Raw genomic sequence first — 18,524 nt, 5'->3', positions numbered from 1 at the left:
AAAAGTAAGATGATGGTCATCACTTCGCTCATCGTCATACGGCCAGCGCGATGACGCTTGCGTGTACCATCGATTAACAGCGTTTTTTCCCATTCTGGAATAAAAACAGCGCAAAAATCATCGACATCGCAAAACACTTCCACTAATTTATGCATAGGCCCTCCGGTGTGATGGGGTTTCTCTTGGTCGAAAGATCCGATCACTTGGAGGGCTATTAGTTCAACATTTCTTATCCCGAGTTCAGGTTAACTAATGTTATTTATCACCTGTAAAATATTATTCATCTCTTCAGTTTAGTCTGCTAAGTTCCATCAGCTCATCAAATAAACAACCGCTGACGCAATCGTTATTGATATAAAAATCATGTAATTATTAAATTCATAAATTATGGGCGTCACTTCTAAATTTATTACTATAATTCTTCAATGATTTAATGTTTTGCCACGTACTGCCGCTATACTAAAACAACGTTAGAGAGCTAACGGAATATAAAGGATATAGATTATGCGATCGACACTCAAAACGCGGCTGCTGTTCAGCAGTCTTTCCGCTGTACTGATCACTATTGCTGTACTCGTAAGTATCTCTAGTTATTTCATTAGAAATAATGCGTTAGAAAACACTCAACATGAAATTGACCAACTAGCGATTACCTTTTCATCCGGCATAGGTCAGTGGATGCAAGACAGAAAAATGGCCATTACCAGCCTAAAACAAGTCGTTGAAGCCGATCCGAGTACAAACGTTACCCCTCATTTGCTGCAAGCGCATACTGCGGTTGACTTTGCCCTCACTTACTATGGCGACGAACAAGGCAACATGTATCGCCAAGATCCGTCGCTAAATACCGCGAATTATGATCCCCGCGTTCGCCCTTGGTATATGGACGCTAAAGCTGCCGGTAAAATGATCATGACGGCGCCCTACGTCAGCGCCACACTGAAAAAACAAGTCGTGACCATTGCCGAACCTGTAATGAGTTCTGGCCGATTGATAGGCGTTGCCGCAGCGAACTTAACCATAGATCAGCTAACCGATGCGGTGCAGCGCCTCGTAGTGCCGGGCGAAGGTTATACATTGATGGTCGATAATGCAGGGCTCATTATTAGTCATCCCAATAGCCAGCTAAATACTCAACAACTCACGAAAATTGATAGTGATTTTAGTAATAGCTGGTTATCACAGCGCACCAATGCCAATACGATGGAAGAGCGAAACCTCGATGGCGCCACTAAATTAATTTATGTGGCGGCAATTCCCTCAACAGACTGGGCGCTGATTTTCGTGATGGATAAGCAAGAAATCATGTCACAGGCAACCGATCTTGCTTGGTGGATGTCTGCCGTAGGTGTTGCACTATTGGTGCTGTTTGGTTTGATTTTAATCGCCATCTTTAAAATCCAATTCAAAGATCTCGAACGCGTTGCCCAAGCACTCAATGATATTGCCGAAGGCGATGGCGATCTCACTGTGCGCATTCATACTGCCAACAGTCACGATGAAATTGGTATGTTAGCTTCGGGTTTTAACCGCTTTGTAGAACGTCTACACGGTATGATTTCCCGCATGCACAAGATTGCGGGCCAATTGGAATATCAAGCCAAAGGAAGTAGTGCGTCAGCAACGGATAACAGTCAGCGCATTGAAGTACAGCAAGATGAAGTGACTATGGTTGCCACTGCGGTGACCGAAATGGCCAGCGCCACCGAGGAAATTGCCAGTAATGCTGAGCATACAGCGCAGACCGCTCAAAATGCGGTCGGACTTTCAAACCATGGCCATAAACAGGTAATGCAAAGCCAGCAATCTATCCGTAATTTAGCCAGTGAAGTCGAAACTGCAGGGCGAATTATCGGTGAACTGAACGAGCACTCACAAAAGATCAACAGCATTTTGTTGACCATTAGTGGCATCGCAGAGCAAACCAACTTACTTGCACTCAATGCAGCCATTGAGGCGGCACGTGCAGGAGAACAAGGTCGTGGCTTCGCTGTAGTTGCTGATGAGGTGCGTGTACTGTCACAACGTACGCATTCATCGACACAAGAAATTCAAGCAATGATCGAAACCCTACAACAAACCGCAGGCAAAGCCGTTAAGTCTATGACTCAAAGTCATGAAATGGCAGAAACCAGTGTGGCCGATGCTAATTCAGCCAGCGAAAGCCTGTTGCAAATCAGCAAAGCCATTAATGATATTTCAGATATGGCGAGCCAAATTGCCACAGCAGCCGAGGAGCAAACCTCAGTCACCAGCGAAATCAACCGTAATACAGAGTCGATTCGTGAAGTGTCAGAGAATCTCTCGATTGAGGCACAAACGTCTATGGTCCAAGCTCAAGAGCTCGCCCATTTAGCCGCATCATTGCAGCAGGAAGTTAATCGCTTCAAACTGTAATCAAAAGCCTTATTTTATATAAAGATTACATCAACAGTTCCATACAATAATGCCCGCAAGTGTCAGTGACATTTGCGGACATTTCTTTACATATTATTTCTTCAAAGACTTACAATGGCTTACCTAAAGCAAGCTTAAATGATCTTCATCGCTTTATTTTCAGGAATATTGGCCTCAGGCCGAAGCTCAGCATGTAAGTTTCTTAATCCTTGGTAACCCATTTCAATTCGATTTCCGCCATTCTTTTTAGCTTTATACATAGCAGTATCGGCACAGGAAATAAGCTGTTTCTCATCTTCACCGTGCTCTGGATACAGAGCAATACCGATACTCGGCAGAATATGGATCTGCTGTTCGGCAAGCTCGAAGGGTTGCTCGAATACTTGCAATATTTTTTGCGCAGCCAGCAGGGTATTATGTGCTGAATCGACTCGTTCAAGTAAGATGACAAACTCATCCCCCCCAAAACGCGCAACGGTATCTGAGCCCCTCACACAACTGACTATTCGCTGCGCTGTCACTTGCAGTAATAAATCGCCCACGCTATGACCAAAAGTATCGTTAACCCACTTAAATTTATCTAAGTCTAAATAAAGCAAAGAGAAATAACTTGATTCCCTATGGGCTCGAGATAGCGCCTTTTGAAATCTATCGTAAAAAAGCTCACGATTGGGTAACAAGGTTAACTGATCATAAAGTGCAATATGCTCTAATCGCGCGAGCATTTGTCGACGCTCAATCGCAAAGGCTATTTGCGTAGAAACAAACTCCAATAACTCACGGTCTTGGTGTGTATATGAAGCCGAAGTGGGCAAGCTATGCATAATCAAAGCGCCGATAACGCCTTTCTGTAGCTTCAGCGGCACACCCAGCCAACTTAAACAGCCATTACCCAAATCTTCACGAATCGCTTGGGGATAATCAGTTAAGGTCACGGGGCACAGGAGTAAAGACTCAGCACTGCGTATCACTTGGTCAGTGAACACACTGAAACTTGCAATATCGATAAGTGAATCCTTGCCAGTAGCGGCTTTATAAGGAAAACTTAATTCATTTAAATCTTGATCGTACAATGCAATAGCAAAGTTTACTGCAGGCAATAATTTAGCAATAATTTCATGAATTCGACGATATAGGGCTAGCAAGTCCTCAGCGACATGCACAGCCTCTGAAATCTCATATAAGGCTGCTTGTCTACGTTCGGCATTTTTGCTCTTAGAAATATCTCTAGCGACTGCGACACGTTGTTGATAAGCATCGGACCAACGTGCAGACCAAAGAATATCGACGATAACACCATCTTTACGCACATAACGGTTTTCAAAATCGACTTTAAAGCGACCTGCCATAATTTCATTGGCCGTTGCGAGAGTGCGTTCCCTATCCTCTGGAATGACAAGATCTAGCATCTGCATACCCATCATTTCTTCTGGGGTATAGCCAAAAATACGTTCTGCCCCTGCACTGACAAATTCAAACCTCCCCGCTTTATCGACGACACAAATAGCATCCAAGAGAAGGTCGATAAAATTGCTTAAGGAAGTGTAGCCATCATTATTCACGTAATTCTCCAATAAACGTCCGTCTTTGGCTAAGTCCTAAGTTTGATCATAAGCATAAAAATAATAATAACGCACTATTAGAGTAGGTTAATTTTCAATGTCATTCCAGAGTTGGCTAAGTTAAGTCCGACTTTTACAGAGTTAAATTCAAACAAAATCAAACACAATACTTAAGGCCATCGGTGGCACTATTTGACTCTGGACGACAGATATCGGCACAATGCCCTAAAATGTTGGTCAACATCAGGGCGCGGCTTTGGTACGCGCAAATCGCATTAAAGGAATTTATTTTTGGACCGATTGTGCTCTCCGTTACATCAACCCAACCATTTTCGCCTTGGGCTTGCCATGTGGTCGCACTCTAATTGGCAAGAAAGTGTGTATGGTCACGGAACTAAACAAGCGGAGCGACTCGCCCGTTACGCGACAATATTCAATACTGTCGAAGGGAACACCAGCTTCTACGCAACGCCTGCACAGCAAACGGTAATGAATTGGCACAGTGCCACGCCCGATAGCTTTCGTTTTACCTTCAAACTACCGCAAACCATCACTCACCAAAGATTATTGCAACACTGCGGCCAAGAATTGAAAGATTTTTTCCAGATAATGGCACCATTAATCGATAAAACAGGGATCTGGAAAATTCAACTGCCCGCCCATTTCGGCCCAGAAAACTTGCCTGCGTTAGCGCAATTTCTAGATCAAATCCCCCAAGGGTTAACCTATGGCGTCGAAGTCAGGCATGCAGCGTTTTTTGCTAAAGGAGATGCCGAGCGTGCGCTTAATCGATTACTCATCGATAAAAAAGTGAATCGCATCATCATGGACAGTAGGCCCTTGTTTGCACTGCCGCCCTGCAATGTCGCGATTATCGACGCTCACAAGAAAAAACCTCGAGTGCCAGTGCATGCAATTGCCACCGCCAATAATCCAGTGGTGCGCTTTATCGGCCAACCAGACGATGCCGTCGCACAACTCGCACAGCAAGGCGTTGCTGTTTTACCTAAGGATAACGATACCTTTTTTGATAATTGGCTCACCCAACTCCCGCAGTGGCTCGCAGAAGGTCGTGAACCCTATCTGTTTATCCATACTCCCGACAATGAAGCCGCGCCTGAACTAGCCATCCGTCTCTATCAAAAAATGCGCAGCCAAATTGCAGCGCACATTCAACTCGCCGAGCTACGCCTGCTTGATAAGAAACCTGAGGAGACAAGCACGCAGATGGGACTTTCTTGGTAAAACGGACGCTAAGTAAAATGGACGTAAGAAGAAACCCACGGCAAACTCGCCGTGGGTATATACCCAAACAACCTGAAGATGCAGGATTCAGCGGGAATTTAACGCACTTTAGGCAAGGCCATTTATTGCTCCTGCATAAATGGCATTCACGCCATCCATGGCGATTGCGGTTATTTGCAGGCCTAGCGGGCTAAGTTAAAAATAACCAACGCAGCATAAAGTGCGTTAAAACCCGCCGGGACGGAGCGCCCAGGGCACTCCACTTCCGTGTTGCATCAATTCAAAAGGTGGCCGACATTCTGTCATTAATGCGCCTTGAATTGAAGCACCCTGGGCGCTCTGAAACTCGTATCTTCAGGTAGCTTGGGTATAGATGAAAAACAGCTTTAACTCGGGATAAATAAGTTATTCATTTGCTCAAAACCAAGGGAAATGGCTTTAGGTATTGGATCCTTATCAACGGCAATAACCGCATCATTTGACTCTCGCTGAAACGGTTTTGCCTTAATTGAATTTAACAAAATTGGATTAAGCAAAGTGCTATAGGCCTGTAAAAATGAAGCTGGGCCAGTGGAAAAACGCTGCACACCTGCGGCAAATAACTCGCCGATATCCATCTGCTCATTCAATAGCATAAAATTCAGTGGCATATCCACAGCGGCAGACAAGCGCTTAGCGGTCTCGACCTTAATCGCGCCAGGGATAAAGCCACCATCCGCACCCGCAGCCTGATATTGAGTTAACCTATCGATAGTCATAACAACTGCGGCCTCACCACTGGCTAAACCCAGTAAATACACATCAGTTCGCGCATTAATAAATAATCCTTGGCAACAAGGATGGGCGCGAATAGCTTTAATTTTGGCCACCATCTCAGCAACACTTGCACTGCCATCCTCAATATTTATTCCTGCTACGCCAAGCTCAGCGAGCTGCGCAACAAAAGCAGCAACCTCATCGGGATCTTGGCTATAACCAGATTCAATATCTATCGTCACGGGCACTCGGCTCAGCCGTAGAATATTGTTCACTACGTCCAATAAAGCCGCTTTAGGTAGCACTTGCCCATCGGGATAACCGAGCGACCAAGCCAATGCCGCGCTACTGGTCGCAATCGCACGGGCGCCCGATGCTTGGATGATGGCCGCACTGGCGGCATCCCAAGCGTTAGTTAATATCAGCGGCTCAGATTGTTGATGTAGTGCTTTGAAAAGTGTTCTAGATTGCTCAGCCATCTTATGTCCTTGTTGGTGTTGGAGGCTCAACTCTAACAAGATGGCTTAGGTAATTATCGCGGGAAACGGCACTGAACCGAAAAACCAAGCCCTCAAGGCTTGGCTATGTGAGCATTCAACTTGAGTATTCTTGGCTAACCCCAAAGTGCATTGGCAAGGATAAACACACTCGCGGAGAGCAACATAGTAATAGGTAGTGTCAGCAGCCAAGCGAGCATGATCTGCTTAATAGTTTGGATCTGAAGCCCTGAACGATTAGCCACCATAGTACCCGCAACAGCGGAAGACAAAATATGAGTCGTCGATACCGGCATCCCCGTCATACTGGCAATCCCAATAGAGACGGCAGCCGTGACCTGCGCGGCAATGCCTTGGCTGTAAGTCATACTCGATGAACCAATTTTTTCCCCCACTGTATATACAATCCGCCGCCACCCCACCAACGTGCCGCAACCCAGCGCAGTAGCAATGGCAATAATCACCCAAATGGGCGCATACTCAGTAGTTCTAGTGAGATCTTTTCGCCATTTAGCCAATGAACTTAAATCCTTAGCAGGAAGATCCAATTTAGCCACTTGGCGAGCAGTATCATCGATGCACAACAATAAACGTCGCACCTCGCGTCGCTCTTCTACATCCATATCTTTGTAAGTCGAGACTTTTGCTAAGCGACGGTCAAGTAACGACATCGCCGGTAATACATTGGCAGATGAGCAATGGGCCAGCATATATTCGGGAACGTTGACCAAGGCTTTAAAGTCGATAACATCCGCGATAACGGCTTGGTTACGGTCATAAATCGCCATAATGCGACGATTAGCATCTTGAGTTCTTTCTAAATCATAGGGTTGACTGCCCATGTCCAAGGCAAAATAAGCCGGTGCCATACAAATCAGCACTAGCATCACTAAACCTATCCCCTTCTGTCCATCGTTAGAACCATGGGCGAAACTCACCCCCATAGCAGAGATAATTAAACTCGCCCTTGCCCAAAATGGAGGGTGTTTTTTACCATTAATCTGCATCTGCTCATCTGGGGTACGGTGAATTTTATGTTTCTGCCAAACGTATTTCATGATGAGCAAAAAAATCCCTGCCATCACAAACCCTAAGGTCGGCGAAATAATCAAGGACAGCATGATCTGCGTTGCTTTAGAGACATTAATGCCCTGCAAGATAGGCTGATGATTTATCCAAGCGAACGCGCCACCCACGCCCATTATCGAACCAATCAAGGTATGGGAACTCGATGCCGGAATACCAAAATACCAAGTACCTAAGTTCCAGATAATTGCCGAAAATAGCAAGGAAAACACCATCAGCAAGCCTTGGATTGAGTCCATACCGAGCAAGGAGTCTACGGGTAATAAATGCACTATCGCATAGGCCACTCCTAACCCCCCTAACAGCACACCCGCAAAATTAAATAGTGCGGAGGTAACGACCGCCAGATTTGCCGGCATTGCCTTGGTATAGATCACCGTCGCCACCGCATTTGCCGTGTCGTGGAAGCCATTAATAAATTCGTATGCCAGTACAAAAAGTACGGCAAGGACTAAACCCACCGACCACGCAAAGCCTAACGTTGTGAACATTTCAAACATAAAATACTTACCCATGGCGAGAACGCCCACAGGTTACGCCCAAGTTTGGGGTCTTTTACAGTGAAAAATTGTTTAGATTGTCAAAAAGTGAATTAGCCCCCAATAACTCAGTAGCATGCTTGCAATTAACACTGGCTTGATTTTTTAGATGTCAAATGAGCGGCATTCCCCGCATCTTGTTAATCATCAAAACAAAAACGCCAGCTAAGTTAGCTGGCGTTTTAGATTAATGACTCACTAATCGCTTATTGCAGATGACCTGCATTGTGCAATTCACGATCATCCTTAGCAGGCGGATTCCACTGATACATCCAAGTCTCAGACAATGGCTGACCATCGACCTCCAAATAGACCCTCAGGTTAATCGGCTCAGTACCGTCTCCGGGGGGCACTACGTCAAACATAGCGCGGTAACCATTAATCGAGGCTAAAGGACGGGCAGATTCAATTTCCACTTTGCCTTCAGATGCTGTGATCACGGCTTTAACTTGGGTGTCTTTACCTATCATAGGTAAAGTTCCGCCCGCGAAATCAACCACAAAACGCTTACTGTAGTATTTGCGTTTCTGGCCAACTACGCCGCCAATCCCGGTGAAGGTATCGACAACCCGAGCACGGGGTGATTGAACCGGTGGAATGCCACCCCAGTACATATTGTAGCTGTACAGCAGCTCTTGACCAGGAACAATCGGCTCAGCAGGATTCCAGAAAGCCACTATATTATCAAAGGTTTCATCCAGTGTTGGAATTTCAACCAACTGCACGGAACCTTTACCCCAACTGCTGGTTGGTTCAATCCATAGGCTTGGGCGTTTATCATAAAACACGCCGTCGTCCTGATAATGATCGAAGTTACGATCACGTTGCAGTAAACCAAAACCTTTTGGATTTTCATCGCTATAGGCGTTGAATCGCAAGTTTTCAGGGTTACCTAGCGGACGCCAAATCCATTCACCATTCCCCGTGTGCATGGCTAAACCATCGGTATCATGGATTTCTGGACGCCAGTCATAACCGGTGCGGCGATCGTTCTCACCCACCATAAACATACTGGTCAGTGGCGCAACGCCTAAACGTTCAATCGCTTTACGTGGATAAACTGCCACATCCACCTTCATTTTTAAACGTTCACCCGGTTCGATATCAAAACGATAAGCCCCAGTGACACTCGGAGAGTCTAGCAAGGCATACACAGTGGTGATATTCGATCCTGGTTTAGGTTTTTCTAACCAGAAATTGGTGAACATTGGAAACTCTTCGGGTTTTGGCAGTGCAGTATCAACCGCTAAGCCACGAGCCGACAAACCGTACTGCATTTCTTGACCCACTGCGCGGAAATAACTAGCGCCAAGGAAGGCAACAATGTCACGCTGCCAATCGGTATTAAATTGCATACGGAAACCCGCAAAACCAAGATCCTTAGGCAACTGACTACCTTTAACCTTTGACTTGCCGTAATCGAACATTGAAGGTGAATATTCGATTAACTTAGCCTTACCCTCATTTAGCTCATAAATATGAATAGGGGTATCGAAAAACAGCCCAAGATGGAACAGTTCGGCACGAAACTCCGAATCTTGATCACGCCATAGTGCGGCTTTCTTCTTGAAGTGGAATTGTTGGTAATCATCCCAACTCATGCCCTGAAGACTTTTAGGTAATTCGCCTTTATGACTCTCATAGGGTTGTGCAGCCATAGTACGGGCATAACCCTTAAGCCAAGCGTAACTAAACTCTTCACCTTCTTGTGGTGACGCCTGCTTACCTGCCGCACATGCTGAAAGACTCAGCAATACGCTACAGGTTAACAATACGCCGCCAACCATACGCTGCAAACGGCCGCGACGAGAGGAAGATTGGGCTTCAATCGAGGGTAGTGTCGCCCTCGATTCTTGATAAACGTTTCTTTGTTCGGGAAATAAATTGGGTTGCATAAGCAGACTCTGAATTGGTGTAACTTCCTGACACTTCCCTGCAAATCTGACTCAATTGCAGCGATGGCCCTGTGGAGAACTGTTGATGACAGAGGTAACAATACAGCGATCAGCAACAATTCGCCAGAATCTAGCATACTTTCTGTCGAATGGAATATGGCATGCTAGCTATTTTCAATCTTGAGGCCTATTTATGAAAATATGATTAAAAAATTCCGTTATTAACTGAATTTACGCCCATAAAAACCTCACTGCCAGCAAGAAGGCCGTCGACTTAATACCTGAAGATAAAGTGCACCTTCGGCATAGGTTAATTATCTGCTCAGCGTGTTAACTCGAAGAGATAATATCGCCAGCCCGCAAAATCGGTTTATGGCCTTAAAATCATACAAGTCGCCGTAGCAGTGGCGAGCAGTTTTCCATCTTGCGTTTTTAGCGTACCTTCCGAAATACCTAAAGACTTAGATAAATTGATCACCTTACCCTCAGCCACTAACACTTGATGTTTAGGCACAGGTCGAATCATTTTAATATTCAAATCGATAGTGCCGTAACCTACACCCGCTTCAAGCAATGTATGCACGGCGCAACCAGTAACCGAATCCAATACTGTCGCGGCAAAACCACCATGAACGCCGCCCAATGGGTTGAGGTGCTTATCATCGGCAGTCGCATGGAATGTCACCGTTCCTTCGTCGGCTTGAACCAGCGACATTGGCATAGTGAGAGAGATAGAAGGTGCGGGTAATTCACCCCTTGCCATCGCCTGTAAAATAGCTAAACCCGACATTTGCTGAATATTCATATTCCACCTAAATTGATGAGCGTCAAAGCACATGAATAAAAATGACCGCTTAACCACTTTGAATTAGGCGATCATTTAACTGAAAATCCACTTAAACGCTCGGTCCGCATTAACCCCAGCGGCGCCTAAATTGGATCCATATACCACTAAAAAGACTAATAAATATAAGCTCAGCGAAGATCGAATCTATCTAAGTTCATCACCTTAGTCCAAGCGTCGATAAAATCATCGACAAATCGCAGCTGTGCATCACTGCTCGCGTACACTTCTGCGAGTGCACGCAGCTGCGAATTAGAGCCAAAGATCAAATCAACACGACTTGCAGTCCACTTTTGATGGCCGCTGACACGATCAACACCCACAAACATATCCTCCGCTTTAGAAGTGGGTTTCCACGTCGTCCCCATATCGAGCAAGTTAACAAAAAAGTCATTGGTCAAAAACTCAGGACGCGCAGTCAATACACCCATTTTTGACTGATCAGAGTTCGTATCTAACACCCGCAGACCGCCAATAAGCACTGTCATTTCCGGCGCAGTTAAGGTCAGCAATTGTGCCCTATCGACCAATAACTCCTCCGCCGAAACAGAAAACGGAGTGGGATGATAATTTCTAAAGCCATCAGCGACAGGTTCAAGTACCGCAAAAGATTCCACATCCGTTTGCGCTTGTGTGGTATCCATACGACCCGGCGTAAATGGAATCGTCACTTCAACCCCCGCATTTCTAGCCGCTTGATCAATACCGACACAGCCTGCCAGCACAATCAAGTCAGCAAGGGAGATTTGCTTACCTCCTTGATTGAACTCAGACTGAATAGTCTCAAGCACTTTCAGCACCTTAGCAAGTTGCTCAGGCTGGTTTACTGGCCAATCTTTTTGCGGCGCTAGGCGAATTCGAGCGCCGTTCGCACCACCGCGCATATCAGAACCACGGTAGGTCGAAGCAGAGGCCCAAGCGGTTGCAACGACTTCTGAAATCGTTAATCCAGAGCCAATAATCTTAAGTTTAAGATCCGTTACATCCTGCTCATCAACCAAGGGATGATCAACCGCTGGGATGGGATCTTGCCAAAGAAACTCTTCTGCTGGCACTTCAGGACCCAAATAGCGTGTGCATGGCCCCATATCCCTGTGCGTCAGCTTGTACCAAGCCTTTGCAAAGATCTCAGCAAACTCATCAGGATTTTCAAAGAGTCGACGCGATATTTTCTCGTAATCAGGATCGAAGATCAGTGCAAGGTCAGTGGTTAACATGGCCGGCACATGGCGTTTTGAGGCGTCGTGCGCATCGGGGATCACCCCTTTACCCGCACCATTTTTAGGTATCCACTGATGGGCACCCGCAGGGCTCTTAGTCAGTTCCCATTCATATCCAAATAGATTTTCAAAAAAATTGTTACTCCATTGGGTTGGTGTTGAGGTCCAAGTCACTTCGAGGCCACTGGAAATAGTATCGCCACCTTTACCGCTTTTATAGCGGCTCAACCAACCTAGCCCTTGCTGTTCAATACCTGCGGCTTCTGGCTCAGGTCCTACTAATGCTGCGTCACCTGCACCATGGGTTTTACCAAAAGTATGACCTCCGGCAATCAAGGCTACGGTTTCTTCATCATTCATCGCCATGCGGGCAAAGGTTTCGCGGATATCAACGGCGGCAGCGAAAGGATCAGGGTCGCCATTGGGTCCCTCAGGGTTAACATAAATTAACCCCATTTGGACTGCGGCGAGGGGATCTTCAAGATCTCGCTCTCCCGAGTAACGCTTATCGTCTAACCATTTATTTTCCGCCCCCCAGTAAATATCAGCTTCGGGTTCCCAAATATCGACTCGCCCACCAGCGAAACCTAAGGTTTTGAATCCCATAGATTCCAGCGCGACATTACCCGTGAGGATCATCAAATCGGCCCAAGAGATTTTATTGCCATATTTTTGTTTAATCGGCCAAAGGAGCCGGCGTGCTTTATCGAGGTTTACGTTATCTGGCCAGCTGTTTAACGGTGCGAAACGTTGATTACCGCTCCCCGCTCCGCCACGTCCATCACCGGTACGATAGGTGCCGGCACTGTGCCATGCCATACGAATAAATAGCGGCCCATAGTGGCCAAAATCTGCTGGCCACCAGTCCTGTGAATCCGTCATTAATGCGAGGAGATCTTGCTTTACAGCAGCTAAATTGAGGGATTTAAAGGCTTCAGCATAATTGAAGTCATCACCCAAAGGATTAGATAAGGAAGAGTGTTGGTGCAGAATATCGAGCCGGAGCTGTTTAGGCCACCAATCTCGATTCGAGGTGCCACCAGCAGAATGGTGCATAGGACATTTGTTCTCAGACATAACGTGCTCTCCTTCTGTTCGCAAAAAATATTCAAGTAAATAAAATCTAAATGACTTTTGCCGCAAGTTTGTACTGCTTAACGCTCTCTACCACAGACTAATCGTTTCAATAGAGAAATAAAAACCAGTCTAACGACCTTACCTTACCTCTAGATGAAACGCGATGAATCCGCTCATTAAAAAATATTCAGCAAAATTACCCTTTCTAAAATAAGCTATTAAAGGATAGTAGAATGATACCAATCATAAAAAACAAGGGCTGCAAAATGCAGCCCTTGTTTTTTATTGGGTAAAACTATGGGATAACTAACTATTTAGCTTCTGCCACAGGTTTGCGTCTATTGTGCGCAATGATCAGGGCAACTAAACAGATAACCCCGACAGCGATACCCACTGGCTGGCTCAAAGGTTGCGGTAAACCTAGGCCAATACCCGCAGTCATAATATAAGACACAGTAACGCTGGTACCGCCAATTGCTGGTAAGCTAACAATCCAATGGAAGGTCCCGCGATCGAACAAATACTTAGTCGCTAACCACAACACACTGGTTGATAGCAGCATATTTGAGAAGGCAAAGTAACGCCAAATCAAAGAGAAATCGATCTTCGTCATAAAGTACGCAATGGTCAGAATAGGCACTGCAACCAATAAACGATTACGCATACTTTGCGGAATATGGAAGGCATCGATAATCGTCAAACGCAGCGAACGAAATGCGGTATCGCCAGAGGTGATAGGGAAGATAGCCACGGCCACAATCGCCATAATACCGCCCGCAACACCTAAATACGTAGTTGCCACTTGGTTAACCACTAAACCTGGGCCACCTTGGTCGAGCAAACTCTTAAGCTCAACATAACCGCCAGGGAAAGCTGCAATACCCGCCGTTGCCCATACACAAGCAACGATACCTTCAGCAACCATAGCGCCATAATACACAGGGCGAACATACTTCTCATTCGTCAAGCAACGAGCCATGATGGGCGCTTGAGTTGAATGGAAACCGCTAATCGCACCACAGGTAATAGTCACAAATAACAGTGGCCAAACAGGTAGTCCATCAGGGTTTGGTTCGAGTAACTCATTGTTGTAATGGCTGTGGTCGAAATAGGCAAACACATCCCCCATTTCAGGTAACTGCGGCGCATTGATCATTAGAGCAACGGCGATAGAAACTGTCATGACTATCATCAACAAACCAAATGCGGGATATAATTTAGTGATGATTTTATCAATCGGCAGCATAGTCGCTAAAAAGTAATAGACTAAAATCACTAACACCCAGAAGGTATTATTGCCAAAGATGGTGTCTTTAAAATAATCGAGATTACTCAGCAAACCTGCGGGGCTCATGATGAAGACCACGCCCACAAAAAACAGCAGCATAGCGGTAAACAGCAACATCACGCCTTTAAAGTAAATATTAAAGTAGTGGCCCGCAATCTCTGGCAGACTCTTACCGTCTTCTTTAATACTGAGCACGCCAGAAAAATAATCATGTACTGCGCCGCCAATAATATTCCCCAGTACAATCCACACTAAGGCTATTGGGCCGTAAAGTGCACCGAGGATCGGGCCAAATATCGGCCCCACACCAGCGACATTGAGGAACTGGATCAGAAACGCTTTAGCCGGATGAACCGGAACGTAATCGACGCCATCTTCGAATCTCGCCTGTGGTGTTATCGCTTTAGGATCGATACCCGCTTGCCGCTCAACAAAGGGACTATAGAACTTGTATGCAAGCACTAAGAGTGCGATACAAATAAAGAAAATTAACATTATTTAATTATCCATACTTTAGTAGGAGGTGATTTAATGGAGAGTTTCATTGAGTTAGCGACTGAGGTCAAGCAACACACTATTAGACTAATGTCGGGTTGATTATCTGAAACAGCCGTACGAGTGGGTATAGATGAACAAACGCGTTTAAAAATAATCCCTATGAAGTATTTATGCACTCAGTAATACAACCAACTATTTTGATGTTTCTCAATTGCCTCTTCTTGAACTCCTCGCCCTAGGTATTCCTGCAAACCATCGCTATCGAAAATGAAATGAACACAGACAATATCGCATGTGACTGGCGGCGAGATGCTAGCAGCATAGACGAGTGTTTCGTGACATCCCAATATACAACCCCAAGTTAAAAACACTATCTACACTCACAAGCTAAACCCGCAATCTACACTACGATCGATAGCCACAACCTAAAGCTAACGTGCCACTTAATGATGCTCATCTAGCCCATTTTTAGGTTACTAACAGTTCGACTTTATCACTCATTATTTTTAGCTATTTTAGAAAACAAAAAACCAGCCAAATGGCTGGTTTTTTAGGGGGTATTTCATCGTAGCGATGCTCAGGTCATACCTAAATCAATCACTGTAAACTTAAGCTATTGCGACTTACTAAAAGTCGAGTGGCTAAACTAATACAACAAAATGTACCAACGAAATACCTTGTTCGACTGCATTACGCCTGTGGGCGCATAGCAGGGAACAGGATCACGTCACGGATAGTATGAGTGTTAGTGAACAACATCACTAAACGGTCGATACCAATACCTTGACCTGCCGTGGGTGGCAAACCGTGTTCCAGTGCAGTGATATAGTCTGCATCGTAGAACATAGCTTCATCGTCACCTGCATCTTTCGCGTCAACCTGTGCTTTAAAGCGGTTGTCTTGATCTTCAGCATCGTTCAGCTCGCTAAAGCCGTTAGCCACTTCGCGGCCACCGATGAAGAATTCGAAACGGTCAGTGATGAAATGGTTGTCATCATTACGACGTGCCAATGGTGAAATGTCCGCTGGGTAGCCAGTGATGAACGTTGGTTGCATCAATTGCCACTCAGCTGTTTCACCGAAGATTTCTTCAAGTAGCTGACCACAAGTCCAGAACTTCTCAATCTTCATGCCTAAGCTTTTCGCCAAATCGCGCATGAATTCAACATCTTTCACTTGCTCATAGGTCATAGCTTGGATAGTCGCGTTATCAGGATTGTACTTCTGAATCGCTTCTAACATGCTTAAACGTGCGTATGGGCCGCCGAAATCAACTGTGTGCTCGCCGTAGGGCATTTGCGCACTGCCAAGCAGTTCGATAGCAATCGAGCTGAGCATTTCTTCGGTGAGGTCCATCAGATCTTTGTAGTCTGCATAAGCCATATAGAATTCCATCATAGTGAATTCTGGGTTATGACGTGGTGACAGACCTTCGTTACGGAAGTTACGGTTGATTTCGAACACACGCTCAAAACCGCCGACCACTAAACGCTTCAGATATAGTTCTGGTGCGATACGCAGGTACATTGGCATGTCTAAGGCGTTGTGATGAGTGATAAAAGGACGGGCCGAAGCACCACCTGGGATCACATGCATCATAGGGGTTTCAACTTCCATGAACTCTTTTTTGATCATGAAGTTACGGATTGCAGAAACTACTTTAGAACGCATGATAAAGGCATTGCGCGAATCTTCGTTAACGATGAGATCCACGTAACGTTGACGGTAGCGCATTTCTTGATCGGCTAGACCATAATAGTCCGCAGGCAATGGACGCAGCGCCTTGGTCAGTAACTCGTACTGTTCCATGTTGACGTATAAGTCGCCTTTACCAGACAAATGCAGCTGACCAGTTACACCTATGATGTCACCGATATCCAGACCTTGAAAACGCTCTTTCAAATCAGCTTGTACGCTTTTTTCAGCGTAAGCTTGAATACGGCCAGACACGTCTTGGATCACTAAGAAAGGACCACGTTTTGCCATGATGCGGCCAGCAATGCTGGTCTTAAAACCTAAGGCTTCGAGTTCTTCTTTAGTGTTTTGACCATACAGTGCTTGCAGTTCAGCCGCTTTATGGGTGCGACGGAAGGTATTTGGATGCGCATTAGCACTACAGTTTGGGCGGATGCTTTCTAGCTTGGCACGGCGCTCGGCGATCAGTTTGTTCTCATCAATTACTTGTTCAGTCATCTTATTTCTCGTCTATACCTTGAATTAATTACAGCCCAGATTTCAAACTGGCTTCGATAAACTTATCCAGATCGCCATCGAGTACCGCTTGAGTATTGCGGGTTTCAACGCCTGTGCGTAAGTCTTTAATGCGGGCATCGTCTAATACATAAGAGCGAATTTGACTGCCCCAGCCGATATCAGACTTAGCGTCTTCTGCGGCCTGTTTGTCGGCATTTTGCTTGAGCATTTCTAACTCAAACAGTTTTGCTTTCAGCTGCTTCATCGCAGCATCTTTATTTTTATGCTGTGAACGGTCGTTCTGGCACTGCACGACGGTATTCGTCGGTAAGTGGGTAATACGAATCGCCGATTCCGTTTTGTTAACGTGCTGACCACCCGCGCCCGATGCGCGATAAGTGTCAATACGCAGATCCGATGGGTTGATATCAATCGTGATATCGTCATCGATTTCTGGATAAACGAACACAGAGCAGAATGACGTATGACGACGACCCGATGAATCGAATGGCGACTTACGTACTAAACGGTGCACGCCAGTCTCAGTGCGTAACCAACCAAACGCATATTCGCCAGTAAACTTAATGGTCGCGCCTTTAATACCGGCCACGTCACCATCGGTTACTTCCATCAACTCAGGGCTAAAGCCATGGGCTTCGCCCCAACGTAGGTACATACGCAGCACCATGTTGGCCCAATCTTGGGCTTCGGTACCACCACTGCCAGACTGAATGTCTAAATAACAGTTTGACGCATCTTGCGGGCCGGAGAACATACGACGGAATTCAAGATCGGCAAGACGGCTTTCGAGATAATCCAGCTCTTTACTGGTTTCATTGAAGGTATCTTCGTCTTCCTCTTCAATAGCCAGCTCGAGTAAGCCTTCAACATCTTCAAGACCTGAGTCCATATCGTCTATGGTTTTGACCACAGCTTCTAGGCTGGCGCGCTCTTTGCCTAAGGCTTGGGCGCGCTCTGGGTCGTTCCACACTTCTGAACTTTCAAGCTCACGGGTAACTTCTTCTAGACGCTCATTTTTGGCATCGTAGTCAAAGATACCCCCTAAGAAGCTCCGTGCGCTCGGCAAGCTCCTTAATTTTGAATTTTACTGGATTAACTTCAAACATGAGTTTTCAACTTTCTTTATTTGGCCGCTTTAATTGATCTTCCACTAAAAGGGGCGATGATTAACAGTATTTGCAACCGCGCATTTTAACCTAACCAGACTGGTAAACCTAGGGGTGCACTGTTCATTAAATGGGATAACAAGGATTATTTTCCAAGCTAAAAGACCACAGCACTAAAGCCGAGACTAACAAAAAGCAATGAGTTAAGACTGTGATCTTACTTAAATTTAGCCAAGATAGTGCTATGCGCGAGGCCAATGGCTGACACACAAGCGATCTCCTGCCTAAAAAATCCCCATA

At 45.7% G+C, this 18,524-nt stretch carries 11 protein-coding genes and 1 pseudogene; 2 read left to right on the top strand and 10 right to left on the bottom strand.

Annotated features, from left to right (window positions below):
• Nucleotides 1–143: pseudogene (locus L5L77_RS14980) on the bottom strand (IS982 family transposase); the annotation flags it as partial.
• 361 nt (nucleotides 144–504) lie between these two features.
• Between L5L77_RS14980 and L5L77_RS14975 the strand changes: the two are divergent.
• Entirely contained in the window at nucleotides 505–2,397 is a 1,893-nt protein-coding gene (locus tag L5L77_RS14975; protein WP_263185938.1) for a methyl-accepting chemotaxis protein, read from the top strand.
• A 134-nt stretch (nucleotides 2,398–2,531) separates the two neighbouring features.
• On the opposite strand, the gene L5L77_RS14970 is transcribed toward L5L77_RS14975, so the two are convergent.
• On the bottom strand, nucleotides 2,532–3,959 hold the full coding sequence (locus tag L5L77_RS14970) for a GGDEF domain-containing protein (protein WP_263185936.1): 1,428 nt from the start codon (nucleotides 3,957–3,959) through the stop codon (nucleotides 2,532–2,534).
• Between the two features lie 291 nt (nucleotides 3,960–4,250).
• Here L5L77_RS14970 and L5L77_RS14965 point away from each other — a divergent pair, with 291 nt between their 5' ends.
• Nucleotides 4,251–5,204 carry a DUF72 domain-containing protein gene (locus L5L77_RS14965; RefSeq protein ID WP_263185934.1) on the top strand — a complete coding sequence of 318 codons (954 nt, stop codon included), beginning with the start codon at nucleotides 4,251–4,253 and terminating at the stop codon, nucleotides 5,202–5,204.
• Nucleotides 5,205–5,590: 386 nt separating this feature from the next.
• Here the strand turns inward: L5L77_RS14965 and L5L77_RS14960 are convergent, their stop codons facing one another.
• From L5L77_RS14960 to prfB, 8 genes are all read right to left on the bottom strand, one after another.
• Nucleotides 5,591–6,439: an isocitrate lyase/phosphoenolpyruvate mutase family protein gene (locus L5L77_RS14960; protein WP_263223027.1), complete on the bottom strand. Its 849-nt coding sequence runs from the start codon at nucleotides 6,437–6,439 to the stop codon at nucleotides 5,591–5,593.
• 134 nt (nucleotides 6,440–6,573) lie between these two features.
• Nucleotides 6,574–8,043, bottom strand: a complete 1,470-nt coding sequence (locus L5L77_RS14955) for an inorganic phosphate transporter (protein WP_105252986.1) — start codon at nucleotides 8,041–8,043, stop codon at nucleotides 6,574–6,576.
• A gap of 245 nt (nucleotides 8,044–8,288) precedes the next feature.
• On the bottom strand, nucleotides 8,289–9,977 hold the full coding sequence (locus L5L77_RS14950) for a glucan biosynthesis protein (RefSeq protein ID WP_113939843.1): 1,689 nt from the start codon (nucleotides 9,975–9,977) through the stop codon (nucleotides 8,289–8,291).
• A 370-nt stretch (nucleotides 9,978–10,347) separates the two neighbouring features.
• Complete coding sequence (locus L5L77_RS14945; RefSeq protein ID WP_028761608.1) at nucleotides 10,348–10,782, bottom strand: PaaI family thioesterase; 435 nt, start codon at nucleotides 10,780–10,782, stop codon at nucleotides 10,348–10,350.
• A gap of 170 nt (nucleotides 10,783–10,952) precedes the next feature.
• Complete coding sequence (gene katG, locus L5L77_RS14940) at nucleotides 10,953–13,118, bottom strand: catalase/peroxidase HPI (RefSeq protein WP_263223025.1); 2,166 nt, start codon at nucleotides 13,116–13,118, stop codon at nucleotides 10,953–10,955.
• Between the two features lie 310 nt (nucleotides 13,119–13,428).
• A complete protein-coding gene (locus L5L77_RS14935) occupies nucleotides 13,429–14,901 on the bottom strand; it encodes a carbon starvation protein A (RefSeq protein ID WP_173497338.1) in 1,473 nt (490 codons plus the stop codon).
• Nucleotides 14,902–15,594: 693 nt separating this feature from the next.
• Nucleotides 15,595–17,097, bottom strand: a complete 1,503-nt coding sequence (gene lysS / locus L5L77_RS14930; RefSeq protein ID WP_263208173.1) for a lysine--tRNA ligase — start codon at nucleotides 17,095–17,097, stop codon at nucleotides 15,595–15,597.
• A 28-nt stretch (nucleotides 17,098–17,125) separates the two neighbouring features.
• Nucleotides 17,126–18,224 (bottom strand): peptide chain release factor 2 gene (gene prfB, locus L5L77_RS14925; protein WP_168824900.1). Its coding sequence is split into 2 segments (ribosomal slippage): nucleotides 17,126–18,148 and nucleotides 18,150–18,224, totalling 1,098 coding nucleotides; the frame shifts between segments, so codons are not numbered across the junction.
• Between the last annotated feature and the right edge of the window lie 300 nt (nucleotides 18,225–18,524).

Origin of the sequence: Shewanella sp. SM29 (assembly GCF_025654245.1) — a bacterium.
Classification (GTDB): Bacteria; Pseudomonadota; Gammaproteobacteria; order Enterobacterales; family Shewanellaceae; genus Shewanella; species Shewanella oncorhynchi.
Note: the sequence above shows the minus strand (reverse complement) of the source record. Positions and strands in the feature narration are given on the sequence as shown.